The sequence below is a fragment of the Alteromonas sp. WD8-37 genome (assembly GCF_055326825.1).
The window spans coordinates 384208-407434 of the sequence record NZ_JBUZOV010000002.1 but is presented as its reverse complement, the minus strand read 5'-3'; the positions used below and the strand labels follow the sequence as shown (position 1 = coordinate 407434).

25 protein-coding genes are annotated in these 23227 nt (G+C 51.5%); 10 read left to right on the top strand and 15 right to left on the bottom strand.

Translation table 11 applies throughout. The annotated features are described in order from the left end of the window. The first annotated feature begins 141 nt into the window (after positions 1-141). Entirely contained in the window at positions 142-1152 is a 1011-nt protein-coding gene (locus tag ACTUJZ_RS07245; protein ID WP_463635627.1) for an isocitrate dehydrogenase, read from the top strand. Positions 1153-1324: 172 nt separating this feature from the next. Continuing rightward, complete coding sequence (locus tag ACTUJZ_RS07240; protein WP_463635626.1) at positions 1325-1636, top strand: ComEA family DNA-binding protein; 312 nt, start codon at positions 1325-1327, stop codon at positions 1634-1636. Positions 1637-1706: 70 nt separating this feature from the next. On the opposite strand, the gene galU is transcribed toward ACTUJZ_RS07240, so the two are convergent. The 5 genes from galU to wecA all read right to left on the bottom strand — a co-directional run bounded on the left by galU (position 1707) and on the right by wecA (position 6928). Continuing rightward, on the bottom strand, positions 1707-2600 hold the full coding sequence (galU, locus tag ACTUJZ_RS07235) for a UTP--glucose-1-phosphate uridylyltransferase GalU (RefSeq protein WP_463635625.1): 894 nt from the start codon (positions 2598-2600) through the stop codon (positions 1707-1709). 2 nt (positions 2601-2602) lie between these two features. Beyond that, positions 2603-3946, bottom strand: a complete 1344-nt coding sequence (locus tag ACTUJZ_RS07230) for a UDP-glucose dehydrogenase family protein (protein WP_463635624.1) — start codon at positions 3944-3946, stop codon at positions 2603-2605. An 89-nt stretch (positions 3947-4035) separates the two neighbouring features. Next, positions 4036-4902 carry a glycosyltransferase family 2 protein gene (locus tag ACTUJZ_RS07225; protein ID WP_463635623.1) on the bottom strand — a complete coding sequence of 289 codons (867 nt, stop codon included), beginning with the start codon at positions 4900-4902 and terminating at the stop codon, positions 4036-4038. After that, positions 4899-5723: a glycosyltransferase gene (locus ACTUJZ_RS07220; protein ID WP_463635935.1), complete on the bottom strand. Its 825-nt coding sequence runs from the start codon at positions 5721-5723 to the stop codon at positions 4899-4901. The genes ACTUJZ_RS07225 and ACTUJZ_RS07220 overlap by 4 nt, the downstream gene beginning before the upstream one ends. A gap of 146 nt (positions 5724-5869) precedes the next feature. After that, complete coding sequence (gene wecA, locus ACTUJZ_RS07215; RefSeq protein WP_463635622.1) at positions 5870-6928, bottom strand: UDP-N-acetylglucosamine--undecaprenyl-phosphate N-acetylglucosaminephosphotransferase; 1059 nt, start codon at positions 6926-6928, stop codon at positions 5870-5872. A 359-nt stretch (positions 6929-7287) separates the two neighbouring features. On the opposite strand from wecA, the gene ACTUJZ_RS07210 reads away from it, so the two are divergent. The 8 genes from ACTUJZ_RS07210 to galE all read left to right on the top strand — a co-directional run bounded on the left by ACTUJZ_RS07210 (position 7288) and on the right by galE (position 15316). After that, a complete protein-coding gene (locus ACTUJZ_RS07210) occupies positions 7288-7671 on the top strand; it encodes a hypothetical protein (RefSeq protein ID WP_463635621.1) in 384 nt (127 codons plus the stop codon). Between the two features lie 7 nt (positions 7672-7678). Continuing rightward, positions 7679-9535, top strand: a complete 1857-nt coding sequence (locus ACTUJZ_RS07205) for a polysaccharide biosynthesis/export family protein (protein ID WP_463635620.1) — start codon at positions 7679-7681, stop codon at positions 9533-9535. A gap of 2 nt (positions 9536-9537) precedes the next feature. Continuing rightward, entirely contained in the window at positions 9538-10317 is a 780-nt protein-coding gene (locus ACTUJZ_RS07200; protein ID WP_463635619.1) for an ABC transporter permease, read from the top strand. Continuing rightward, the gene (locus ACTUJZ_RS07195) at positions 10314-10985 is read left to right on the top strand and encodes an ABC transporter ATP-binding protein (RefSeq protein WP_463635618.1); all 672 of its coding nucleotides are present in this window, start codon (positions 10314-10316) and stop codon (positions 10983-10985) included. The genes ACTUJZ_RS07200 and ACTUJZ_RS07195 overlap by 4 nt, the downstream gene beginning before the upstream one ends. A gap of 2 nt (positions 10986-10987) precedes the next feature. After that, positions 10988-12106, top strand: a complete 1119-nt coding sequence (locus ACTUJZ_RS07190) for a capsule biosynthesis protein (protein ID WP_463635617.1) — start codon at positions 10988-10990, stop codon at positions 12104-12106. A 319-nt stretch (positions 12107-12425) separates the two neighbouring features. Beyond that, entirely contained in the window at positions 12426-13901 is a 1476-nt protein-coding gene (locus tag ACTUJZ_RS07185; RefSeq protein WP_463635934.1) for a peptide MFS transporter, read from the top strand. Between the two features lie 90 nt (positions 13902-13991). Further along, positions 13992-14294, top strand: coding sequence for a DUF6170 family protein (locus ACTUJZ_RS07180; protein WP_463635616.1), 303 nt, complete (start codon positions 13992-13994; stop codon positions 14292-14294). Positions 14295-14296: 2 nt separating this feature from the next. After that, complete coding sequence (gene galE / locus ACTUJZ_RS07175) at positions 14297-15316, top strand: UDP-glucose 4-epimerase GalE (RefSeq protein WP_463635615.1); 1020 nt, start codon at positions 14297-14299, stop codon at positions 15314-15316. Positions 15317-15377: 61 nt separating this feature from the next. On the opposite strand, the gene ACTUJZ_RS07170 is transcribed toward galE, so the two are convergent. From ACTUJZ_RS07170 to ccmA, 10 genes are read right to left on the bottom strand one after another with little or no spacing between them, the layout of a single operon-like run. After that, positions 15378-16178 (bottom strand): MlaA family lipoprotein, encoded by an 801-nt coding sequence (locus tag ACTUJZ_RS07170; protein ID WP_463635614.1) that lies wholly within the window; start codon positions 16176-16178, stop codon positions 15378-15380. Then, entirely contained in the window at positions 16178-17419 is a 1242-nt protein-coding gene (ccmI, locus tag ACTUJZ_RS07165; RefSeq protein ID WP_463635613.1) for a c-type cytochrome biogenesis protein CcmI, read from the bottom strand. The genes ACTUJZ_RS07170 and ccmI overlap by 1 nt, the downstream gene beginning before the upstream one ends. Beyond that, positions 17416-17859, bottom strand: a complete 444-nt coding sequence (locus ACTUJZ_RS07160) for a cytochrome c-type biogenesis protein (RefSeq protein ID WP_463635612.1) — start codon at positions 17857-17859, stop codon at positions 17416-17418. The genes ccmI and ACTUJZ_RS07160 overlap by 4 nt, the downstream gene beginning before the upstream one ends. Beyond that, positions 17856-18449: a redoxin family protein gene (locus ACTUJZ_RS07155; RefSeq protein WP_463635611.1), complete on the bottom strand. Its 594-nt coding sequence runs from the start codon at positions 18447-18449 to the stop codon at positions 17856-17858. The genes ACTUJZ_RS07160 and ACTUJZ_RS07155 overlap by 4 nt, the downstream gene beginning before the upstream one ends. Then, on the bottom strand, positions 18446-20449 hold the full coding sequence (locus ACTUJZ_RS07150; protein WP_463635610.1) for a heme lyase CcmF/NrfE family subunit: 2004 nt from the start codon (positions 20447-20449) through the stop codon (positions 18446-18448). Before ACTUJZ_RS07150 ends, ACTUJZ_RS07155 begins: the two co-directional genes overlap by 4 nt. Then, positions 20446-20916, bottom strand: a complete 471-nt coding sequence (ccmE, locus tag ACTUJZ_RS07145) for a cytochrome c maturation protein CcmE (RefSeq protein WP_463635609.1) — start codon at positions 20914-20916, stop codon at positions 20446-20448. Before ccmE ends, ACTUJZ_RS07150 begins: the two co-directional genes overlap by 4 nt. After that, on the bottom strand, positions 20913-21161 hold the full coding sequence (gene ccmD / locus ACTUJZ_RS07140; RefSeq protein ID WP_463635608.1) for a heme exporter protein CcmD: 249 nt from the start codon (positions 21159-21161) through the stop codon (positions 20913-20915). Before ccmD ends, ccmE begins: the two co-directional genes overlap by 4 nt. Beyond that, positions 21151-21897 carry a heme ABC transporter permease gene (locus tag ACTUJZ_RS07135; protein ID WP_463635607.1) on the bottom strand — a complete coding sequence of 249 codons (747 nt, stop codon included), beginning with the start codon at positions 21895-21897 and terminating at the stop codon, positions 21151-21153. Before ACTUJZ_RS07135 ends, ccmD begins: the two co-directional genes overlap by 11 nt. Next, complete coding sequence (gene ccmB / locus ACTUJZ_RS07130; RefSeq protein ID WP_463635606.1) at positions 21897-22553, bottom strand: heme exporter protein CcmB; 657 nt, start codon at positions 22551-22553, stop codon at positions 21897-21899. Before ccmB ends, ACTUJZ_RS07135 begins: the two co-directional genes overlap by 1 nt. After that, complete coding sequence (gene ccmA, locus ACTUJZ_RS07125; protein ID WP_463635605.1) at positions 22550-23137, bottom strand: cytochrome c biogenesis heme-transporting ATPase CcmA; 588 nt, start codon at positions 23135-23137, stop codon at positions 22550-22552. The genes ccmB and ccmA overlap by 4 nt, the downstream gene beginning before the upstream one ends. Between the last annotated feature and the right edge of the window lie 90 nt (positions 23138-23227).

The window sequence follows — 23227 nt, the reverse complement described above, 5'->3', positions numbered from 1 at the left end:
CGAAATTATTCCTGTGGCGCCCACACGTCCCAATAGCGTACTCATTGCGCTGGATGTAACGCCACGCACAATCGCATGTAGTACTGTTATTGGTCTTGTCAGGCTCAATAGCTTCCAACTTTTTATCAGAGGATCTCCCCCATGACTCAGCAACGCATTACAGTCATTCGCGGCGACGGTATCGGCCCGGATATCATTGATGCCACAACTAAAATTCTAGACAAAGTGGGTTGTAACTTTGCCTATGATTATGCCGACGCGGGTTTGGTAGCATTGGAAAAGCACGGTGAACTGCTGCCGCAGGAAACCCTGGACATGATCGCCAAAAACAAGATTGCGTTAAAAGGCCCTCTGACCACGCCGGTAGGCGAAGGCTTTACGTCTATCAACGTCAGCCTGCGTAAGCAATTTAAATTGTACGCTAACCTGCGTCCAGTGCTGTCGTTCAAAGGCACCAAAGCCCGTTACGAAGACATTGATATCATCACTGTGCGTGAAAATACCCAGGGCATGTACTCTGGCCTGGGCCAGGTGGTTTCTGAAGATGGCAACGAAGCGGAAGCGCTGAGCAAAATCACTCGCGAAGGTGCTGAAAAAATTGTGACCTTTGCCTATGAAATGGCACGCCGTGAAGGCCGCAAGAAGGTCACAGCAGTGCACAAAGCCAATATTCTGAAATCGACCTCTGGTCTGTTTTTGAAAGTGGCTCGTGAAGTGGGTGAGCGCTATCCGGATATCGAAAGTGCCGAGATGATTGTGGACAACACCTGCATGCAGTTGGTGATGAACCCGCATCAGTTTGACGTGATTGTCACCACTAACCTGTTCGGTGACATCATTTCTGACCTGTGCGCCGGTCTGGTAGGCGGTTTGGGAATGGCACCGGGTGCCAACATCGGTGAAGACTGTGCCATTTTTGAAGCGGTACACGGCTCTGCACCGGATATCGCCGGTAAAAACCTGGCTAACCCAACCTCTGTGATCCTGGCAGCAGTTCAAATGCTGGAATACCTGAACATGGGTGATAAAGCCGAGAAAGTCCGCGCCGCATTAAAAGATGTGATTGAAAGCGGTGACCGTACCACCCGTGACCTGGGTGGCCAGGATGGCACCACCGAGTTTACTCAGGCGGTTCTGGATCGTCTGGCGTAATCGGTCAGAATATTTTTAAAAAGGGGCGTTATGCCCCTTTTTTTGTGCCTGCCCTTCCCTGCTTTGCCCCTGCAACCTGTTCTTTTTCCGGCCTAAAGATCACTTTTTTAGCCAGCACCAACCGCTATGCTTGTTCAGGCCACTTCGGCAACAACTGGACAAGGAATGAGCCATGAAAAAAGTATCAATGTTAATGAGTGCCATGCTATGTATGGCAGCCCTGATTTGCGCTCCTGGTGTACAAGCACAGGATACCGAACAACCGGTAGCGGCATCACAGTCACCCATGGTGATCGATCTCAATAAGGCCACCGTCAGTGATCTGACTGCGCTGCCAGGTATCGGCAGCAAAAAAGCGCAGGCGATCATCGATTATCGGGAAGAGATGGGTTATTACCTGGAGGTGGAGCAACTGACCCAGGTCAAAGGAATCGGCCCTAAGTTGCTTGCAAAAATCGAACAGTTTCTGGTGGTGAATGACTAAGGAAACGCCTTATTCGCAGGTGGGTAATACAAAAAAGCTCCCGAAAGGGAGCTTTTTGCTAAATCAAAGTCTACAGCTTAAGGCTCGCCAGATATTGTTTGAATTCCTCTGCCAACGCCGGATGGCGCATGGCATATTCAACATTGGCTTTCATATAGCCCAGCTTGCTGCCGCAATCATGGCTGGTGCCTTTCATGCAATACGCATCTACCTGTTCGATACGCATCAACGAATCGATGGCATCGGTGAGCTGCACTTCACCACCGGCACCCGGCGGCGTGTATTCCAACAGATCCCAGATTTTTTCTGACAATACATAGCGGCCGACGATGGCTAAATCTGACGGAGCTTCATCCAACGACGGTTTTTCCACCATCTTATGGATTTTGGCTGAGTCACCCGGAGAAAGATTAACTCCATCGACATCAGCAATACCGAACTTGGTAATTTCTTCTTCCGGCACCTGCTCTACCATGACCTGGCTCACCCGGCTGGTGTTAAATTTTGCCACCATGGCTGCCAGGTTGTCTTTTTTCGGATTACTGGCCACATCATCAATGATGACATCCGGCAACACCACCGCAAAGGGTGACTCGCCCACCAGTGGACGGGCACATAAAATGGCATGACCCAGACCCGCAGCATGGCCCTGGCGCACATGCATGATGGTGACATCTTTGGGGCAAATTGATTTTACTTCTTCCAGTAACTGGCGTTTAACCCGCTTTTCCAGCGTGGCTTCCAGCTCAAACGAGGTATCAAAATGGTTTTCGATACTGTTTTTACTGGCATGAGTCACCAGAATGATTTCTTTGATGCCCGCATCCACACATTCATTCACCACATACTGAATCAGTGGCTTATCAACAACGGGCAGCATCTCTTTGGGGATTGCTTTGGTGGCAGGCAGCATCCGTGTGCCCAGACCGGCTACCGGGATAACTGCTTTTTGTACCTGACTCATGATTATTGCGTTCCTTTTACTGATAGTCCACGGCCAATGGCATAGTACTGCAAACCATATTCTGCCATGCGTTTTGGTTCAAAAAGATTACGACCATCGAATAACAATGGTTCGGCGAGTTTTGTTTTGATGAGCTCAAAGTCCGGCGCACGGAACATCTGCCACTCGGTGCAGATAACTAAAAAGTCAGCGCCATGCAGTGCGGCTTCCTTGGTGCCCATCAGGCGCAGATCGTCACGATCGCCATAAATTCGCTGGGTTTCTTCCATGGCCTCAGGATCGTAGGCCTGGACAACAGCGCCGGCATCCCACAAGCGCTCCATCAACACGCGGCTGGAGGCTTCGCGCATATCATCGGTGTTGGGTTTAAACGACAGCCCCCACAAGGCGACTGTCTTGCCTTTTACGTCGTTATTAAAGTGACGCATGATGTATTCAAACAGCTTTTCTTTTTGGTCGTAGTTGACCGCTTCTACAGATTCAAGAATACGCGCTGTATAGCCGATTTTGTTGGCACTGCGCACCAGCGCCTGCACATCTTTAGGGAAGCAAGAGCCGCCATAACCGCAACCAGGGTAAATAAACTGATAACCAATGCGTGGGTCAGAGCCAATGCCATGGCGCACATGCTCAATGTCGGCACCAAACAGCTCCGCCAGGTTGGCAATTTCATTCATGAAGCTGATTTTGGTCGCCAGCATACAGTTAGCGGCATATTTGGTTAGTTCGGCACTACGAATATCCATAGTAATGACTTTGTCATGATTACGGTTAAACGGTGCGTATAACTCACGCAGTTTATCTTCTGCTTTTTCAGAATCGGTGCCTAAGATGATGCGATCCGGTTTCATACAATCGCTGACTGCTGCCCCTTCTTTCAAAAACTCGGGGTTAGACACTACATCAAAGGTTTGTGTTTTATTGTGCGCTGCCAGGGTGCTGCTGACTTTATCGCGTACTTTGTCAGCCGTGCCCACTGGCACCGTCGACTTATTAATAATGATTTTATGACTGGTCATGTGTTCGGCGATGGTCTGGGCCACCGACAACACATATTTTAAATCGGCAGAACCGTCTTCATCCGGCGGTGTCCCCACGGCGATAAAAATCAGCTCGCCATGGTCGATACCTTCTTTGGCATCGGTGGTAAAGCGCAGGTGGCCAGCGTCATAGTTACTGCTGACCAGGGGCGTCAGACCGGGCTCATAGATCGGGATAATGCCATTTTTCAGATTATCCACTTTGCGCTGATCCACATCGACACACACTACTGTGTGACCCACTTCAGCCAGAACCGCAGCCTGCACTAGGCCGACATAGCCAATTCCAAAAACAGTTACTTTCACGACCTTTCCTTAAAACGTCTAAATTTCAATAGTGTGTTTACATCACCCAGGTGTTGGTTCACAGCAACACTTCAGGCGCACATTAGTGCTTACGAATTATCGTGGTATTTGCCACTGCGACCGGCCAGGCCGTCGCGCAGCCCGTGCCACATAAAACGCCCCCGCAGCCGTCCTTCGGGAAAAAACCATCGGTTAGCCAGCCAGCGTACCGGTAAGGCTAACAGCTGACGGCATTTCCAATACACGGGAACATAGTTGCGGCGAGAAAGGATAAGCACATTGCGTACCTGGTAATAAAGTCTTACCGGCGCGCCCTGCTTAAAGTTCACTCCCAAAATGCGTTGCCGTGCATCACCCTGACGATGGGGCATCACCACCTGGTTGGCTTTTAAAACCTTAAACCCTTTTTGCTGAGCCCGCCAACACCATTCATGATCCACGCCATCTATGAATAAAGCGCTGTCTTTTTTGCCAATCTGTTGAAAAGCCGTCACCGGAATCAACATGCCGGAGGCGATGATCTGTCGCACCTCGCTCAGCTGCTCGCACAGCGGGTTTTCACGGCTTACCCGCCCGTTGACGGTTTGCTGGGTAAATTCACAATGGATTTGTGGGCCTATACAGGCCAGGTTGGGATAGCGTTGTCGCGCCAGTTGAAAAGCGCTGTGTAATGCAGATAAAAAATCGACGCTGAGTTGGCTGTCCTGGTCCAACACCAATACCGACTCTGCATTTTTTGTTATGGCTGCATCTATGCCCTGATTTTGGGCCTCTGCAATGCCCACATTGCCCGGGCAGTGAATATAGTGCGCACTACCTTGTTGTGGTGGCGGCAAAGAGTGGGGAGAATTATCCACCAGGATCGCCGACCAGCCCATTTGCGCAATGGTCTGCAGCATACAGTGAAGGTGAGTTTCATCCGGATGATACAGGATGATGATGGCAGCGACGTTCAATGTCTTACAATCTTTTCCAATATTAAGCGATCAACTTTATACGCCAGCCTGACCAGACGGCTGGGCATCAGACGCAAGCACAGCACAAACAGTGCGTATACTGTATTTACTGCACTATACCGGCGCAGGCGACGCATCGCAATAAAGCGCGCTTTGCATTCGTTCAGTGATTTGCTTAAGCCGCGACGTTTATAAAAGTCATTTACCCGCCGAAAATTGAGCAGTTTTTCCCGCAGGTTACGAAATTCAAAGCCCGCTGCTGCCAGTTCTATCCAGAAAAAATAATCCTGCGTATTTTGCAGGCTACCATCATACCGATAGCCCTGCTCAAATACTGTAGCCCGTATGGCCACGGTGGGGTGATTCAGGGTACAGCGGCGCGGCAACATCCGCACAATCAGCCGGTGCGAGGCAGGCATCACTCGTGCCCCGACTTTACGACCATCTTCATTTACTTCGGATAAGCCCGTTCCCAATACCGCCACCTTGGGGTGATGCTCAAGAAAATGAATTTGCTTGTGCAGGCGCTCAGGCAAACATTCATCATCGGCATCCATGCGCACAAAGTATCGTAAGTCAGGTTGAGTCAGCATCCAGTCCGCTGCCAGATTCATACAGGCAGCAAGGCCGATATTGCGCTCACTCTGGGCTATTAGTAGGCGCGCGTCCTGCGCGGCCAGCTCCAGAAGTCTGGCGGTGGTGGCTGCCGGTACACTGCCATCCACGATAATCAAAAAAACAAAATCGGTAAAGGTTTGTTGCTGTACACTGTGGATCGCCCCTTCCAACCAGCCCAACCTATCCTGCTGATAGGTAGACATAGCCACCAGCACGGAAGCCTTTGGGAGGTTACGGGCAGAAGAAAGAAACTGCAAAGAAGGAAAGGTTTGAGCCGGCACGAAATATCTAATTGATTACAAAAGGGCTCAAATGGTACACCATTCCGCCCCATTGTAAAAATCTGGCATTAGGCAAGCTTTTTAACTTTTCTGATCATGCGCCAGATATTTTGAATGATAAAGCTGTAAACCATTAATAAGGCAATAAAGCCCCAGAACATGGCCCATTCTGGTATCTCTAACACCTCACCCATCACGCCGATCAGGCAATACAGGCTACCCATAAATAAGATAGCGATCAGCGATTGATTGGAGGTCAGCCCGGCGCGCATGAAGATATTATGCAAATGCTTTCGATCCGGGCGCAGCATTGATTGGCCCTTGCGAGCACGCCGATACATAATGGCCGCCATGTCCATCAGGGGCAGGCCAATCAGCCATACCGCAGTAATGGGACGAAACGCGGCTTCGGCGCCCTGCGCATGGTCTACCAGCAGCCACACGATGGTCAGGCCGACAAACATACTGCCGGCATCACCCATAAAAATTTTATTGCCGCGGAAGCCTTTCCAACTAAGGTTAAACGCTAAAAATGGTACGATGGCAGCCACAATCACCAGGGGCTCCATAATAGCACCACTGTTACCAGCCAGTAGAAGTAACGCAGCCACGGCCAGTAAGACAATCAGGCTCATGCCGCCGGCCAGACCATCAATACCGTCTATCATGTTAAACGCATTGATCACGCCCACCACGCAAACCACAGTGAAAAAGTAACCGCCCAGGCCCAGATAAACGTCGCCCCAGCCAAAGATATTGCCCAGCGAGGTCAGGTAGTTTTGTGCGCTCCAGGCCATGATCGCGGCTACCCCAAACTGACACATCAGACGGCCTTTAGCACTTAATTCAAAGCGATCGTCCAGCGTGCCCAGCAGCACAATAAATGCTGAGGCCGTAAAAAACAGCGGTTCATTTTTCATCCAGACATCTGTCAGGATGCTGGCCACGACCACTGCCATAAAAATTGCCACACCACCGGTAAGCGGCACCAACCCATGATGACGCTTGCGCACGCTAGGTTGATCCACCAGGCCGAATTGATGGGCCAGAGGCGTCATCACGACCAATAGAATCAACGCCACAATAAATGCGGTGAACAGTGGTATAAACTGAAGATATTCGAACATGCTCAGAAAAATCCGTTATTTGTCGGGCAGCAGAATTACCCGCGTAGTGTTAATACACGGCAATTATTGGCAATCCTTTTTTCAACCCTTGCATTCTATCCAAAGCTCGTTGTTTTAAGCGCACAAATGAAAGAGATGGCTTTGGTAGCTCCAATGATAATAAATAATCTGTAATGTGACCACCATTTTATCTATCCCCTGCTTAAAAAGTCAGCACCTACTGACCCGCTCCTCCAATCTAGGCAAGCGCTGCTCTTCACACTGTTAGGCAAGGCCTCAGCTCGGGTTTTGGCGGATGAAATTCTCAATTTGTGTGGTATCCTAGCGCGCAGAATCAGACAGGGACTTTGACTTTTCTCATGTATCTTCTCAAAAAACTACTAGCCGCAGCGGTTATCAGCGGCGGTGTACTATTGGCCGGCTGCGCTTCAGCGCCCCAGCCAGTGGTGGCTGATGTGCCTCTGGTCCACGAAAATTTTGCTACCCGTAGTCCGCTAAGTGCCCAGCCTGTGACAATACCGGAGCAACTGATGCCAGGCCAAACCGTTACCATCGACGAACAAACCTGGCGGATTGGGTTAAATTATTTGTCGGCAGCACAACAATCTTGTTTTGTGCTACACCCCATGGACGAGCGCATCAGCGAGGCCAGACTGTGTCAGCGCCAGACGCAGTGGATGTATATTCCCGCTGTGCTGACGCCCCCGCAAACCGCCGCCGTCCCCCAATCTGATAAGGAGTAGTTCCAGGATGTTGCAACGCTTTAAGTTATGGGGCAAGCGTACCCTCGCTGTGCTGGCAGGGAGCATATTGGTGCTGTCCAGTGCGTCTCTCCACGCGCAATCGCTGGCTGATCTTCAACAACTGCGCCAGCAAGCTCAACAAAGTCAGCAAGGGCAACAGGGACCTGCCACAAATTCTGCAGTGGGGGCCGGTCGGGTATCGCCAATGGACTTATCAGGGCCGCGTACCATTAACAGTATGAATAGTGGTATGCCGCAAAATGGCCAGTTTTACGACCGCTCTCGCGAAGGCCGTGCGCTGCCCGGTGAACCCACCATCGATACGGTTTTCCCTGAGCAACCGCAAATGACCAACCCGCCGTATGCTGCCAATTTGTTTATCGGCGGGTTTGAATCTGAACGTGCTGATGGACTGAACGACAATTATTTGATTGCGCAAGGGGATAAAATCTCTATCTGGATGTGGGGCGCGGTCAATTTTGCCGACGTGGTCACGGTCGATAATCAGGGCAACATTTTTATTCCAAATATCGGCCCGGTACACGTCGCGAACACGCCAGCCGGCTCAGTCAACAGCTTAGTGACCTCGCGCATCAAGCAGGTGTATACCAATGATGTGAGCGTATATGTCAATTTGCTCACATCGACCCCGGTGTCAGTGTTTATCAGCGGACCGGTTATCCGCCCAGGTCAGTATGCCGGCCAGGCGTCTGACAGCATCTTGTACTTTTTAAAGCGTGCCGGTGGTATCGACTTTCAGCGTGGTAGTTTTCGTAAAATCGATATTAAGCGTGATGGTGAAATCATTGCCAGTGCGGATTTGTACGAGTTTTTAAAGCACGGTCGCCTGCCAGATCTTTCCTTTGAGGACGGCGATGTCATTATGGTACAGCCTATCGGGGCCACGGTTGTGGTGGAAACCGGCGCCAGAAATAGCTTTACCTTTGAGTTTTTGGACTCCGAACTAGAGGGTGAGCAACTGACCCGCTACGCCACTCCCCGCGACTTTATCAATCATGTCTCCATAGCCGGTGTGCGTGAGAATAAGCAGTTTTCTCGCTACCTGAGCCTGAAAAAATTTGCTGAATTTGGTTTACAAGCCGGTGACACGGTGGAGTACATTGATGACCACGAACAAAAAGTGTATCGCATCAATATTCAGGGCAGCCATTCCGGCCCCTCCCAGGTCATGGTAGACCAAGGTACGCGGTTACAGGATGTGCTGAACTACATTCAAATCAACCCGAAATTATCAAATGCGGCTAATATCTACTTGCTACGAGAAAGTGTGGCGCAACAGCAACAGGAAATACTGGACCGCTCGTTAAAACAGCTTGAACGCAGTATCTATACTGCTCCCATTAGCTCAACCGGTGAAGGCGGGATCCGGGTTCAGGAAGCCCAACTGGTATCAGATTTTATCGCGCGGGCCAAAGAGGTTGAGCCGTTGGGTAAAGTGGTGGTTTCAGAGGGTGACCGCACGGCCAATGTACTACTAGAACCTAACGATACCATCGTCATACCGGCAGTGACTGATCTGGTGCAGGTGGGAGGCGAAGTCATGATGCCGCAGGCGGTGGTCTACAACCCCGATGCCACAGCAGCTGATTATATTGCCTGGACAGGTGGTTTTACTCAGCGTGCCGACGATGAGCGTATCTTGATTATTCGCCAGAACGGCTTAGTAGAATTTGACCGAATTCAGGGTAATCTTGCGAGTGCCGATGAAGGCATGGTAGCACTGAAGCCGGGTGATCAAATTGTAGTATTGCCGTCCATCGAAGTGAAATCACTGCAGGCGGTCAAAGATATTACCCAAATTGTTTATCAGATTGCGGTTGCAGCCAACGTAGCGCTAGATTAACGATGCTCACCTTCAAAGACCAATTGCTGGCGTGGCGAAGAGTGGTATTTGCCCTCTTCCTGCGCGAGCTACAAAGTAAGTTCAATGACAAACTCGGCTTGGGCTGGGCATTTTTTGAGCCGTTTGTTTTTATCTTTGGCTTATCTTTTGCGCGAAGCTTTATTTCTGGTTCTGAAGTCCATTCTATCCCTATCTTAATCTTTATGATGGTAGGTATGGTGTATATCCAAACCTTATTGACGTCATTAGGCTCAGTTTCAGGCTCGATTAAGCGAAATAAACCACTATACGCTTTTCGGCAAGTTCAGCCCCTAGCTTCTCTAATCACTTCGGGGGTGCTGGAATTTGCGATTAAAGCCGGTGTCATTGTACTTTTGTCGTTAACCATCTACCTCCTTGGCATTGATTTTCAGCTCAAAAACCCACTGTTATTTATCTATTTGTATTGTTTGTTATGGGCCTTTTGTCTTTCTATTGCGCTGCTGTTTGGTATTGCGGCTACCTATATCCCTGAAATTAATAAAATCAAAGGGCTAGTGCAGCGACCTATGTTTTTTATTTCTTGCGTATTTTTTAGTTTGCAGGATATTCCGGAAAAATACTGGCCCTACCTAACCTGGAATCCATTAGTTCATTTCGTAGAGTTAACACGTTTTGCTATGTACCCGTCTTACGGTGATCGCGGAGTAAGTTTAGAATTCGTTACTTCCATTACTATCATCGCCTTGTTCTTCAGCCTGGCGCTGTACCATATTACCTGGAAGAAGGTGTTGGCCAGATGATACAAATTAAAAACCTGACAAAGAGCTATCCCAGTAAACTTGGCCCGCAGTACATTTTCAAAAACCTGAACTTTACATTTCCCACTGAAAAAAATGTGGCCATTTTAGGTAAAAACGGAGCGGGTAAATCCACCCTGTTTCGCCTGCTAGCTAAAAGTGAATATCCGGATCGGGGGCAGATTTTAACAAATCGCACAATGTCTTGGCCTGTGGCTTTGCAAACCGGAATCCATCCGCATATGAGTGGCCGGGAAAACACCCGCTTTATCGGCCGGATTAACAATGTGCGTTCTTTATCGAGCTATGAAAAGAATGTGCAGAAATTTGCTGAGCTGGATAAGAAGTTTGACCTGCCGGTGCGCAATTACTCATCGGGTATGCGCGCCAAGCTGGTGTTTGCCTGCTGCATGAATATTGATTTTGATATTTATCTGATTGATGAAGCCACCTCGGTGGGCGACCCGCTATTTCGTAAAAAAGCCAAGCAAGCCTTGCAGGAAAAAGCGAAAACTTGCGGCGTGATCATGGTCAGTCATGAGCTTGATCAAATTCGCGAGTTTTGCAGTTCAGCGGTACTTATCGACAAGGGCAAGCTCCATTATTACGAAGACTTAGAAGAAGGCATTGCTGTGTACACGTCTTCTCCCAAAAAAGAAAAGAGTAAGTAACTGTGTTAAAAAAGACGCAAAAAAAACTAAAACTTCTTACCCAGAATATGGCTAAAGCCTTTGCTGTCATCTGGGCGTGCTATGGTTTGTATCTGATTGCCTGGGCTAGCCCGCAATTTGAAAGTAAGAGCCAATTGATTGTCAAAGCGTCTGACGGTGGCAGTGCATTCAATCCGGCGAATATGTTGATGTCCACCGTTTCCGATGCCCCGCTTTCCAGCGAAAGTGTGCTGATCGAAGCCTTTATGCAATCCCAGGATATGTACAAATACCTGGAGCAACATCATCAATTGACCGCCCACTTTCAAAGTGGCGATATTGATATGTTTAGCCGCTTGAGTAATAGCTCTTCAAAAGAGCAAAAATACGAGTATTTTCTGGACCAGCTCGAGGTTACCGTAGACTCAGCGACTGGTGTGATCACGCTGAAAACCCGCGCGTTTACGCCTGATTATGCGCACCAGCTCAACCAGGCAATGGTTGAGCATGCAGAAAGTTTTATCAACAGCATCAATACAGACTTGGCGAAATCAAAACTGGAATTTGCCAAAGGTGAACATCAGGTGGTTGAAGACAAACTGCAACAGGCAAAATCTGAATTGCTGGCTTTTCAGTCCAAATATAATGTGCTAGATCCTACCGCAGAAGGTGCAGCTGCCCAGCAAATCGCGTTTTCTTTAGAAGCTACGTTAGCGCAGAAAAAAGCGGAGTTACGCACCATGTCAGGCATGATGTCCGATGCGGCGCCGGAGATTCGTAATTTAAAGCGTCAAATTGAAGCACTGCGCAGCGCCGTGAGTGAACAAAAAAGTGATTTAAACAGTGAGGCGGTGAATACCGGCGATGAAACCAGCATGACTCAGCTGATTGCACAGTTCAGCGATCTGCAGGTGCAATTGCAGCTGGCAATCCAGGCTTTCTCCTCTTCACTGGTTACCCTCGAAGACACCCGGGTCAGCGCTTATGAAAAAGTGCAGCACCTGGTTACCATTGAGCGGCCCACTATGCCAGAAGCCAGCCAGTACCCAAAGGTGACCTACAACCTGACATTGTTTGGCGTTATTTTATTTATGATTTACGGCATCGGCCGCATCGTGGTAGCCACCATCAAAGAGCTGTAAGCTTATCCTCATGAACAAAAACGCCCCACCCGGGGCGTTTTTTGTATCTAGCAGTTTTGTGCAGAAGCAATAGCCTCTAAAACACTGTCAATCATCGCGCACACCTTTACGCAGGCAGCTTAGGGCTTTCCCCGCTGTCTTAACTTGTGTATCTTTAAAGGCTTTAGTATAACGTCGGTACTTTTGGGAACGTCACCGGCACATTGTGCGTGCACAGGCTGTCAATCCTCCCGATCTTACAACTACAATAAAACGGAATCTGATTGTGACAACAACAACAAGCAACGATACGCGTTTTTTCGGCCACCCGGCCGGACTGATGACGCTGTTCTTCACTGAGATGTGGGAGCGCATGAGTTACTACGGCATGCGCGCCCTGCTGGTTCTTTTTATGACCGCTACGCTGCAGGAAGAAGGTCTGGCCTTCACTGTGGCCTCTGCCACAGCAATTTACGGCTTATACACCGGTGCGGTGTACTTCATGGGCCTGCCTGGCGGCTGGATTGCTGACCGGTTGATTGGCAGCCAAAAAGCCGTATGGTACGGCGGTATTATCATCATGTCGGGCCACATTGTACTGGCCATCCCATCGCAGGATACCTTCTTTATCGGCCTTATTCTGGTGGTACTGGGTACCGGGCTGTTAAAACCCAATATCAGCGCCATGGTGGGCGGCCTGTATTCTGACGATGACAAACGCCGCGACAGCGGTTATACCATTTATTACATGGGCATAAACCTAGGCTCGATCATCGGCTACCTTATTTGCGGCTGGCTGGCCGAAGCCCAAGGCTATCACTGGGCGTTCGGGGCCGCGGCGATTGGTATGGCCATTGGTCTGATCCAGTACAAATACACCTTAAATCGGTTGTCTAATGTAGGCGACGCACCGAGTGTGGATATTACTCCCGCGGTGCATAAGCGCGGCTGGACCGGTATCGTACTGTTTTTGTTAGCTCTGATTGGTGTCACCGCAGCCACTACCATGGGCGTGCTGGTAATCGACCCGGTGGTCATTGCCGAATACGTGGCCTACACCTTTACCGCCATCTTCTTTGTGTATTTTGGCAGTATCTTCTTTTATGGCAACCTGAGCGTAGCTGAGAAGAAACGCATGGGCGCACTGTTTTTAATATGTGTAGCGTCATCCTGTTTCTGGGCAGGCTTTGAACAGGCCGGCTCGTCACTAAACCTGTTTGGCCGGGATTATACTGACCGCATCGTAGGGTCATTTGAAATTCCACCCGCCTGGTTTCAGTCGGTAAACTCCATTTTCATTATCATCCTGTCACCGTTTTTTGCCGCATTGTGGATCAATCTGGGTAAGCGCATGCTCGACCCGTCATATGGTGCCAAATGTGCGGTTGGCCTGATCATCATGGCATCGGGCTTTATCGTGATGTTTTTTGCCTCACAACTAGCGGCCAGCGGCTTAAAAGTAGCGCCTTACTGGCTGGTGATGACTTACTTCCTGCATACCGTGGGTGAGCTTTGTTTAAGCCCGGTAGCTTTGAGTGCGGTGAGTAAATTGTCGCCTAAGCGGTTTGCCGGCCAGATGATGGGGGTATTTGTTCTGACCTACTCTATCGGTAACGTAATCGCCGGTCTGCTGGCTGGTAGCTTTGACCCAAGCCGGATGGAAACCATGCCGTCGCTGTATATGCAAATCGCACTGTTTAGCATTGCCATCGGTATTGTGGTGCTATTACTGTCGCTGAAAACCCGCCACTGGGAAGCATTGGCAGACAACAAGGCACAGGAAGATACTGCTGAGCCTTTGATGTCTAAAGGCTAATCAGCATCCAGGCTTTTTTTAGCCTGCACATTCTCTTACAATGCAAAAACCGTCACACTGCTGTGGCGGTTTTTTTATATCAGGTAGCCCATGAAATTTTATCTTTCAACCCGACATATCCCTGGCCTCAGGGATCTTTCGCTAGCCGACCGCATGGCTGCGTTAGAAGCGGCCAGTAAGAAGCTGACCACGCCTGAAAAAACCTTGCTGAATGTACTCAAACTGCTGGTTATTGTGCCGGTTTTTGTTTTTATTATGCGTACCGCCTCCGATTGGACATCCTTATTGTGGGCGTTATTGGTCTTTTTACTGTATCCACTGGTGGTAAAGCCGCTGCAGTATTCGCTGTGCGCAAAATACATTAAGCAACCCGACAATCCCTCTAAGGAGTAACGATGAAATCAATATTGGTGACCGGCGGTGCTGGCTACATTGGCAGCCATACAGTGCTGCAATTACTGGAAGCTGGCCTGGATGTGGTGGTCATTGATAACCTGGCCAATGCCAGCGCCGAATCATTGCGCCGGGTAGAAGCACTGGCCGGCCGGTCGCTGACCTTTGTGCAGGGCGATATTCGTGATACTGATCTGCTGGACAATTTGTTTAGCCAGCACGATATTGATGCGGTGATCCATTTTGCCGGATTAAAAGCGGTTGGTGAGTCGGTCCAAAAGCCGCTGGAATATTATGAAAACAACGTCTACGGCACGCTGACACTGTGCAAAGCCATGCGTCAACACAATGTGAAAAACCTGGTATTTAGCTCCTCAGCCACAGTGTACGGCGATCCAGCTTCACTGCCTCTGCGTGAATCCATGGCTACCGGCCATCCTACCAATCCGTATGGCATGTCAAAGCTGATGGTAGAGCATGTGCTGACTGACCTGCATCATTCCGATGACAGCTGGAACATTGTGCTATTGCGCTACTTCAACCCGGTGGGCGCCCATGAATCCGGTCAGATTGGTGAAGATCCTAATGGCATTCCTAACAACCTGATGCCGTATATTTCGCAGGTCGCCACCGGCAAGCTGGAAAAGCTTAGCGTGTTTGGCAACGACTACAATACGCCAGATGGGACTGGCGTGCGCGACTATATCCATGTGGTCGATCTGGCCAACGGCCATTTGAAAGCCCTGGATCGGGTGCAGCTAAACATGGGACTGGATATTTATAATTTGGGTACCGGTCAGGGCTACTCGGTGCTGGAGATGATTGCCGCGTTTGAAAAAGCTTCTGGGCAAACTGTTAACTATACTATTGCACCACGCCGTAATGGTGATGTGGCTGCATGTTATGCAGACCCGACCCTGGCTGCACAAGAGCTTAACTGGCATGCCGAGAAAGGTTTAGAAGAAATGTGCCGGGATGTGTGGCACTGGCAATCTAATAACCCAGCCGGATACGAATCATAAACCTAACCGGATTCAGGCGGTGGCTGGCTCACCGCCTTATCCTTAATATTGTAGCTAGACCTTAGTTGCCTTCTTCCAGCAAGGCTTCAAAGTCTTCAAAGTTTTCTTCTTCAGCTTCCACATCAATGGTCTCTTCACCAATTTCACCATCGGTTACCTCAAACTTCAGATTTTGAAAGTACGCATTTTTGACAAAGGAATAGGGATCAAAAGATTGCTCCAATTGTTGTTCCTGATCCATCAATGCAGCCCGCGCTTCCAGAATCGAGATAATTTGTGCTGCTATAGAAAAGTTCGCACTTAGTACGGTATTGGGATAGGTAAATCCATCGGCCACCCGGCCGCTGAACGTCCTGGGATCTGAGGGCCCCAGTGCCGGTAGCATAAGATAGGGGCCAGTTTCAACTCCCCACACAGCCAATGTCTCACCAAACCGCTCTCTTTGACGCTCAATGCCTAGTTTTGATGCTACATCGATGGTGCCCAGCAGACCTACCGTGCTGTTTATCAAAAATCGGCCCAGACTATCCATGCCCTGGTTTAAATCGCCTTGCAGCATGTTATTGATAAAATTGGCCGGTTCTTCAATATTGTTGGCAGCATTTAACAATCCGGTTCGAGCAAACTGCGGAACCACGGCTACATAGCCAACCGTGACCGGTCGCACCAGGTATTCATCCAGATAATCCCAGTTGAATGTCCATAGTGCACGGTTAACATCTTCCAACGGATCGCGCGGATCAGATATATTGGCCGGATCCGACTGCTCTGCCTGTTGCTCAGCTGAATTGGATACACAGCCGGTAAGCATTCCGGTGGCCACGAGCAGGCCGAAGACCAGAGCACGATAATATTGTTTCACTACAATTCCTTATTTATTTGAATAACTTGAGTAACCGAAGAGCCTGGCGACAAGGCCAGCTCTACCGAGCCTTCCAGCTCGCCAGGGGCGGCCGCCACATCCTGATCGGCCGACAGCCGGGCGGTCAAAATAACCGAAGAGAGGGTGCTTAATCCCTGACCGGGCAACATGGCGTCGTCATCGCTTAATGTGACCTGCATAGGAAACTGGTTTACCGGCACCTTTACGACGGCCGCCGGCATTTGGTTTGCTGCTCCCGCGGCTTTAGCAAACACAATCAATTGTCCCTGCTGTAACCACGAAGGCTTGGCCAACGCGGCATCCAGCGTAATGGTAACAGCAATTGAGGTGTTGGTGGCAGCATCGATAGCCTTATTTGAGGTAGCTGGTTGTAATTGCGCGATACGCGCTTCCAGATCCTGGCGCAGTGGATTAGATGCAGGTAAGGCATCGCCAACCTGCGCCAGTGCCGCCTGCGCCGCTCTGGCTTGCCCCAACTGCGCATAGGCTACCGCCAGCATCAGCTGGTATTGGATATTATCGGCAGAACGGGCCAGTTGCTGGGTTAGCACCTGAGTGGCCTGCTGGAGGGCCCTGCGCTGTTCACTGGCCAATAATGCCTGCACATAACTGGTGGTGGTTGCCGGTGAGGGTTCCAGCGTGTAGGCACGGGCCAGCGCAGCCTGCGCTTCGTCCTGCAAGCCCAGTGACATCTGCAGCCGACCCAAGTACATCCAGCCCTGCGCATCGTCAGGTTGTTGATGAACCCGGGCACGGATGGCGCTGATTAAGGTTTTGACATCGGTCTCCGAAAACGTCTGTTGCTCACCCTGGCTCAGTTTTGCCGACAGCGCCGGCAGCGCGTCGATAGCAGCCTGCTGGGCGTGCAATTCTGGCAGTTGCGATACCTGCCGATACACATAGCCGCCGGCTGCCATCACCAGCACCGCGCCGGCGATAACCACCAGTGCTGTTACCCGCGGGCGGGCGGTCTGGCCTGACGGCGTGTCCTGCTCATCCACCAGCGCCAGTTTTAACTCATCTTTGGCCTGGCGGAGTTCGGCAGCACTGATCAGTCCCGCATCGGCTTCACAATCCAACTCTGCCAGGCGTTGTTTGGTCAACGCGACATTATAGGTGGCCCGGACGCTTCGTTGCCGGCTTAGCAGAGGCAGGGTGACCAGCAGAACCAGCACGGTCAGCATGGCGGCGGCAAGCAGGTGAAAGGCTGTCCAGCTCATGAGCGCTCATCTTTTAATAGTTGTTCTGCCTGGGCCAGCCGGGCCGCCATATCCTGCTGCGGCGCGGGTTTGCGTCGCCGCATGACCACTACCGCACCAATCACAATAAATAATGGCGGCAGTGCCCATAGCCACAGGGTTGCCACTGTCAGCGGTGGCTCGTAATACACAAAATCTCCGTATCGAGCTTTCATGTAGCTGATGATTTGCTCTTCACTGCGTCCCTGCTGCAGAAGCTGATACACTTTGCGCCGCATGTCATTGGCTATTAACGCATCCGAGTCGCTGATACTCTGGTTCTGGCATTTGGGGCAGCGCAGATTAGCGGTTAATGTCTGAAATACTGCGCGCTGCTCAGCCGAGGTAAAGGTATAAGTTTCGCTTGTGGCTGTAGCATACAGCGAGACCAGCAACAGCGCACAGCCTAAAAAAAATCTCATGGCGCCTCCGCGCCGGCTTCCACCAGCAGTTGCCGATACGCCGGCCCTACCTTGTTTTGCCAGACCCGCGGGTTGATATCTCCCACATGATGCAGGCGTACCACACCTCGATGGTCAATTAAAAAGTGTTCCGGTGCACCGGTCACCCCTAAATCCAGCGCGGTATCCCGGTACACATCCAATATATTAAAAGCATATGGATTGCCGTATTTATTTAATAATTGGGAAACCTGCTGCCGGGCCTGCTGCAGAGTTGTGGTGCCATATTCCGGGTCCAGATCCTGGTCATAATACAAGCCGACAATATTGACCTGCTGGTCATTACGCAGTTTGGTCAGATACGGCATCTCTACTGCGCAGGTGATACACCACACGCCCCACACATTAAGCAGGGTTACCTTCCCCTGCAAGTCTTTGTGGGTGTAGGTGCGCTCAGGCTGCATAAGATCCGGCAGGACAAAAGCCGGCATCGGCTGATTAACCACCTGGGAGTCCAGCTGGCGGGGATCGCTGGCCAGGCCGCGGTATAAAAAGATGCTGAGCAGCGCAAACGCCATTACCGGTAGCATCAATAAGGTCAGCTTTTTCATGTCAGGCTCTCCCGGGCTGCGCTGGGCGAAGGACCCGCTACGGCCGCACGACGGCGCGCCTGCACTGCCAGACGGTAGCGGCGATCGCTGATAGCCAGCGCGCCGGCTAATGCCATTAATCCACCACCAGCCCAAATCCAGGCCACAAATGGTTTGATATACACACGCACCGCCCAGGCCCCGTCATCCAGCGGTTCGCCCAGCGCAATGAAGATATCCCGGCTGATGGTAGAATAAATCGCGGCTTCGGTCATCGGCATTTGCTGCACTTCGTACAAACGCTTTTCCGGCGCCAGCTGTGTCACTGGCTGCCCGCGTTTGGACACCGCAAATACTGCCCGGTCGGCCATATAATTGGGCCCAGCCACCTCCTCGAGAGCGGAAAACCGAAACTGATAATCATTCAGGGTAAGTGTTTGCCCCACTTCCATTCTGACATCCCGCTCGGTTTCGTAATTAGACACCAGCGTGATGCCAATAAGGGTGACTGCAAAGCCCACGTGGCCAAGCACCATGGCCCAGTGGCTACGGCCAAGCAGGCGTAACCGGGCGAGCACCGACGGTTGGCGCTGTAGAGCATCCAGTCGCTCGATTACCTGCCACACTGAGGTCACTAAGATCCACACCGCCAGTGCCATCCCCAGCACCGCCATATACGTTTGCTCAGAATAGGCGTAGGTTAGCAGCAGCGCAGCGACCACACTCAGACCGGCGGCCGCCAATAGCTGACGGCTATAGGCAGCCAGAGGCTGATATTTCCAGCGCGTCAGTGGCCCCATGCCCAACAACAATACAAAAGGCACAATCAGGAATACAAACATCTGATTGAAAAAAGGCTCGCCAATCGAGATGGCGCCCAGGCCCAATTCTTTATGCACCAACGGTAATAAGGTCCCCAGTAGCACCACCAGGGTAGCGGCGCACAGTAATAAATTATTGCCCATCAGCATCACTTCGCGGGACACCGTCTGATAGCGACCCACACTGTGCAGGCTGCCGGCGCGCAGTGCGTACAAAAGTAATGCGCCCCCGCCCAGCAGTATGAGCAGGGCTAAAATAAACAGGCCACGGGTAGGATCGCTGGCAAACGAATGCACCGACACAATCACTCCGGAGCGGACTAAAAAGGTGCCCAATAAACTGAGCGAAAACGCACTGATGGCCAGCAATATGGTCCAGGATTTAAAAATTTTACGCTTTTCGGTGACCGCCAGTGAATGGATCAGCGCGGTGCCCACTAGCCAGGGCATGAAGGAAGCATTTTCTACCGGATCCCAAAACCACCAGCCGCCCCAGCCCAACTCGTAATATGCCCACCAGCTGCCCAGGCAAATGCCCACGGTTAAAAAGCTCCAAGCAGCCAGCGCCCAGGGCCGGGCCCAGCGCGCCCAGGTGGAATCCAACCGCCCGGCCATCAACGCGGCGACAGCAAAGGCGAAAGCCACGGCAAATCCTACATAGCCCATGTACAGCATTGGCGGATGAATAATCATGCCAAAATCCTGCAGCAGCGGATTCAGGTCCCGCCCGTCCACCGGAAAATAAGGCAGCAGGCTGGTAAACGGATTGGAGGTCAGCAGCATAAATAGATAAAAGCCAATGCTGACCAGCCCCAATACCCCCAACACCCGCGCTACCATCTGTGCCGGAATACTGCGACTAAACACCGCCACTGCCAGAGTCCACAAACTCAACATCAGCACCCACAGCAAAAAAGATCCCTCATGGCCGCCCCACACTGCGGTCACTTTGTAGTGCAGCGGCAACCGCGAATTGGAATGGGAGGCGACATAGGCGATGGAAAAATCGTCGGTAACAAAAGCAAATACCAGACAGCCAAACGCAATCAGGGTAAAGACAAACATGCCAAGCGCCAGCGGCCGGGCGGTTGCCATCAGGCCGGAGTGCTGGGTATGCGCGCCCCATAGAGGGTAGATCGCCAATAACATGGCGCTGCCCAGAGCTAACACCAGCGCCAGATTGCCCAGTTCCGGGATCATCGCGAGGCGCCTTCTAAAGTGGCTGCGGTTTTGCCTGGATGGCCCATTTTTTCCGCCAGCTCTGGCGGCATATAATTTTCATCATGCTTGGCCAGCACTTCGTGGGCTTGCAGTGTGGTGGGCCCCACCAGTGTGCCAGTGGCAACAATGCCCTGCCCTTCCCGAAACAGGTCTGGCAAAATACCATCGTACAGCACCGTCACAGCCGGGCCGGTATCCACTAAATCAAATTGTACCTGCAGGGTTTGGCTATGACGCGAGACGCTGCCCGGCACCACCAGCCCGCCCAGTCGCAGCCGCTGGCCAACCTGCGGCGGCTGGCCATCTTTGCCGTGGGTGATTTCCGACGGCGTATAAAATAAATCAATGTTGTCATTTAAGGCATACAACATCAGTGCGATAGCCGCCCCCACCAGCGAGGCCACAGCTATTATCAGGGTTAATCGTTGACGACGCCGCGGATTCATAAGCCCGGCTCCGTTGTACGCAGATGGCCGTGACCGGCCTTAGGCACCGGCGGTGGCATGTGCACTTCACGCTGTGCCCGCTTGCGCTGATGCAGGTGCACAACCCGGCGCTGTAAGCGTTTTGTCTGCTGCCGGGCCCCAAGAAGCAGTGCGGCCATGGTGGCAACACACACCGCCACCGACAACCACACGTAAAGCCCGTAGCCGCCCATGGCAAAAAATGCTGTCCAGGAATCAAATTGCATGCTGGCCTCCTACAGCCCTTGCCACCCAGGGCCGATGCGCTTCACTGCGCAGGATTTCATTTTTTAGCCGCATCACCACAGCCAGACCGATAAAGACGGCGAACCCGGCCAGATTTATTAGCAACGGCCAGAGCATGTCCGGTGCAATCGAGGGGGTATCAAACTTGGTAATAGACGCGCCCTGGTGCAGGGTATTCCACCATTGCACTGAGAAATGAATAATTGGCACATTGATCACCCCCACCAGCGCCATTACCGCAGCGGCCTTGCCAGCCTGCTGCTCATCATCAAATGCATGATATAACGCCATAACGCCCAGGTACAAAAACAGTAATATCAGCTCGGAGGTCAAACGCGCATCCCACACCCACCAGGTGCCCCACATGGGTTTGCCCCAGGCCGCACCGGTGGCCAGCGCAATAAAGGTCATGGCGGCCCCCACCGGTGCAATGGCAATCATCGCCAGAGCTGCCGTCCGCCACTGCCACACCAGTGCAACCAGTGCAGCCACTGCCATCGCCACATACGTACTCATGGACAAAATGGCACTGGGCACATGAAAATAGATAATGCGAAACGCATCGCCTTGCTGATAATCTGGCGGCGCAAACAGCAAGCCCCAGATACTCCCCACAGCCAACAGTACCAGCGCCAGCGGCATCAGCCAGCGTTGCCAGCGACAGCACAGACGATAGGCGTGTTCTGGCTTGGCGTAAGGATGTAACCATTTCCACATCAGTGTTGACTCACTCTTAATGCATAGGCAATCGCCAGAGGGGCGCCGGCCAACGCCAGACATACCATGGCGCCGATAATGGCCAACTGAGGCGCATAGGACAATTCAAAGGCTGCCGACTCCACCGCAGAGGTGGCAAAAATCAGTAAAGGAATAAAGACTGGCAATAGTAACAATGCCACCAGCACACTGCCGCGCTGCAGGCTCACCGTCAGGGCTACCACGATGGCGCCCACCATGGACAACAAAGGGGTGCCGATCAACAAGGTCAGCAGCAGCGCCAGATACATATCCGCTGACATGTATAATAATAAGGCCAACATCGGCGAAAGCAGAATAATGGGTAAAAAGCTCACCAGCCAATGGCTGGCGACCTTGGCCAGGCCCACCTGCCATACCGGCAATCCGCTCAACAGCATCTGCTCAAGGCTGCCATCAATAAAATCATCTTTAAACAGCCGTTCCATGCCCAGTAAGCCAGACAATAAGGCGGCCACCCAGATAATGCCACCGCTGATCCGTTGTAGCAGGGCTGGCTCTGGCCCTACAGCCAGTGGAAACAAACACACCACAATCAATAAAAATAATAAGGGCTGCAGCAATTCACTTTTTTGCGCGAAGGCTAATTGTAAGTCCCGGTAAAAGATCCCTTTCATGTCGGTGATCCTAATTCCAGCACCTGCACGTTTTCTAGCACAGCCCCCAGCGGCTGATGACTGGTGAGCACAATAGCTCCGCCTTGTGCCACAAACTGCCGGCAATGCTGCTCCATCGCCGCAATACCGGCACTGTCCAGTGCGGTAAAAGGTTCATCCAGGATCCACACAGTGGCTGGCTTGAGCCACAACCGGGCCAGCGCCACCCGCTGCTGTTGGCCTGCCGATAACTGCCGTGTAGGTATGTGTTCGCGGCCTGCCAGACCCAGATAGGCCAGTACCTGATGGGTATGCTCGGCACAAAATGGCACACCGTGCTGGCGGCACCAATGAAGAAGATTATGTAAAGCCGACAACGCCTGACTCAGGCCATTTTTGTGACCTAAAAAAATTAACTGGCGGGCATAAGCCGCCGTCAGGGGGGCCTGCTGCCAAAAGATGGTGCCGGTATGGGGTGGGCTTAGTCCTGCCAGCATCCGTAACAATGAGGTTTTGCCGCTACCATTGTGGCCTTTGACATGCCATACCTGGCCAGGCTGAACACTTATGTCCAGCTGGCTAAATAACTGTATGTCGCGTTTCACACAAGAAACTTGCGAAGCCACTAACGCTGCCAAAACCTTCCGACCATCAACTTTTTAACACTACTTCATGAACATCTACCATACCCCGTC

Bases quoted from the DNA above. Each gene is read 5' to 3' on its own strand.
- ACTUJZ_RS07135 (WP_463635607.1), bottom strand. From the start codon at position 21,897: ATGTGGAAATGGTTACATCCTTACGCCAAGCCAGAACACGCCTATCGT.
- ACTUJZ_RS07210 (WP_463635621.1), top strand. From the start codon at position 7,288: ATGTATCTTCTCAAAAAACTACTAGCCGCAGCGGTTATCAGCGGCGGT.
- ACTUJZ_RS07180 (WP_463635616.1), top strand. From the start codon at position 13,992: ATGAAATTTTATCTTTCAACCCGACATATCCCTGGCCTCAGGGATCTT.
- galE (WP_463635615.1), top strand. From the start codon at position 14,297: ATGAAATCAATATTGGTGACCGGCGGTGCTGGCTACATTGGCAGCCAT.
- ACTUJZ_RS07155 (WP_463635611.1), bottom strand. From the start codon at position 18,449: ATGAAAAAGCTGACCTTATTGATGCTACCGGTAATGGCGTTTGCGCTG.
- ACTUJZ_RS07200 (WP_463635619.1), top strand. From the start codon at position 9,538: ATGCTCACCTTCAAAGACCAATTGCTGGCGTGGCGAAGAGTGGTATTT.
- galU (WP_463635625.1), bottom strand. From the start codon at position 2,600: ATGAGTCAGGTACAAAAAGCAGTTATCCCGGTAGCCGGTCTGGGCACA.
- ACTUJZ_RS07185 (WP_463635934.1), top strand. From the start codon at position 12,426: ATGACGCTGTTCTTCACTGAGATGTGGGAGCGCATGAGTTACTACGGC.
- ccmB (WP_463635606.1), bottom strand. From the start codon at position 22,553: ATGAAAGGGATCTTTTACCGGGACTTACAATTAGCCTTCGCGCAAAAA.
- ACTUJZ_RS07150 (WP_463635610.1), bottom strand. From the start codon at position 20,449: ATGATCCCGGAACTGGGCAATCTGGCGCTGGTGTTAGCTCTGGGCAGC.
- ACTUJZ_RS07205 (WP_463635620.1), top strand. From the start codon at position 7,679: ATGTTGCAACGCTTTAAGTTATGGGGCAAGCGTACCCTCGCTGTGCTG.
- ACTUJZ_RS07240 (WP_463635626.1), top strand. From the start codon at position 1,325: ATGAAAAAAGTATCAATGTTAATGAGTGCCATGCTATGTATGGCAGCC.
- wecA (WP_463635622.1), bottom strand. From the start codon at position 6,928: ATGTTCGAATATCTTCAGTTTATACCACTGTTCACCGCATTTATTGTG.
- ACTUJZ_RS07195 (WP_463635618.1), top strand. From the start codon at position 10,314: ATGATACAAATTAAAAACCTGACAAAGAGCTATCCCAGTAAACTTGGC.
- ccmD (WP_463635608.1), bottom strand. From the start codon at position 21,161: ATGCAATTTGATTCCTGGACAGCATTTTTTGCCATGGGCGGCTACGGG.
- ccmE (WP_463635609.1), bottom strand. From the start codon at position 20,916: ATGAATCCGCGGCGTCGTCAACGATTAACCCTGATAATAGCTGTGGCC.
- ACTUJZ_RS07220 (WP_463635935.1), bottom strand. From the start codon at position 5,723: ATGTCTACCTATCAGCAGGATAGGTTGGGCTGGTTGGAAGGGGCGATC.
- ccmI (WP_463635613.1), bottom strand. From the start codon at position 17,419: ATGAGCTGGACAGCCTTTCACCTGCTTGCCGCCGCCATGCTGACCGTG.
- ACTUJZ_RS07245 (WP_463635627.1), top strand. From the start codon at position 142: ATGACTCAGCAACGCATTACAGTCATTCGCGGCGACGGTATCGGCCCG.
- ACTUJZ_RS07160 (WP_463635612.1), bottom strand. From the start codon at position 17,859: ATGAGATTTTTTTTAGGCTGTGCGCTGTTGCTGGTCTCGCTGTATGCT.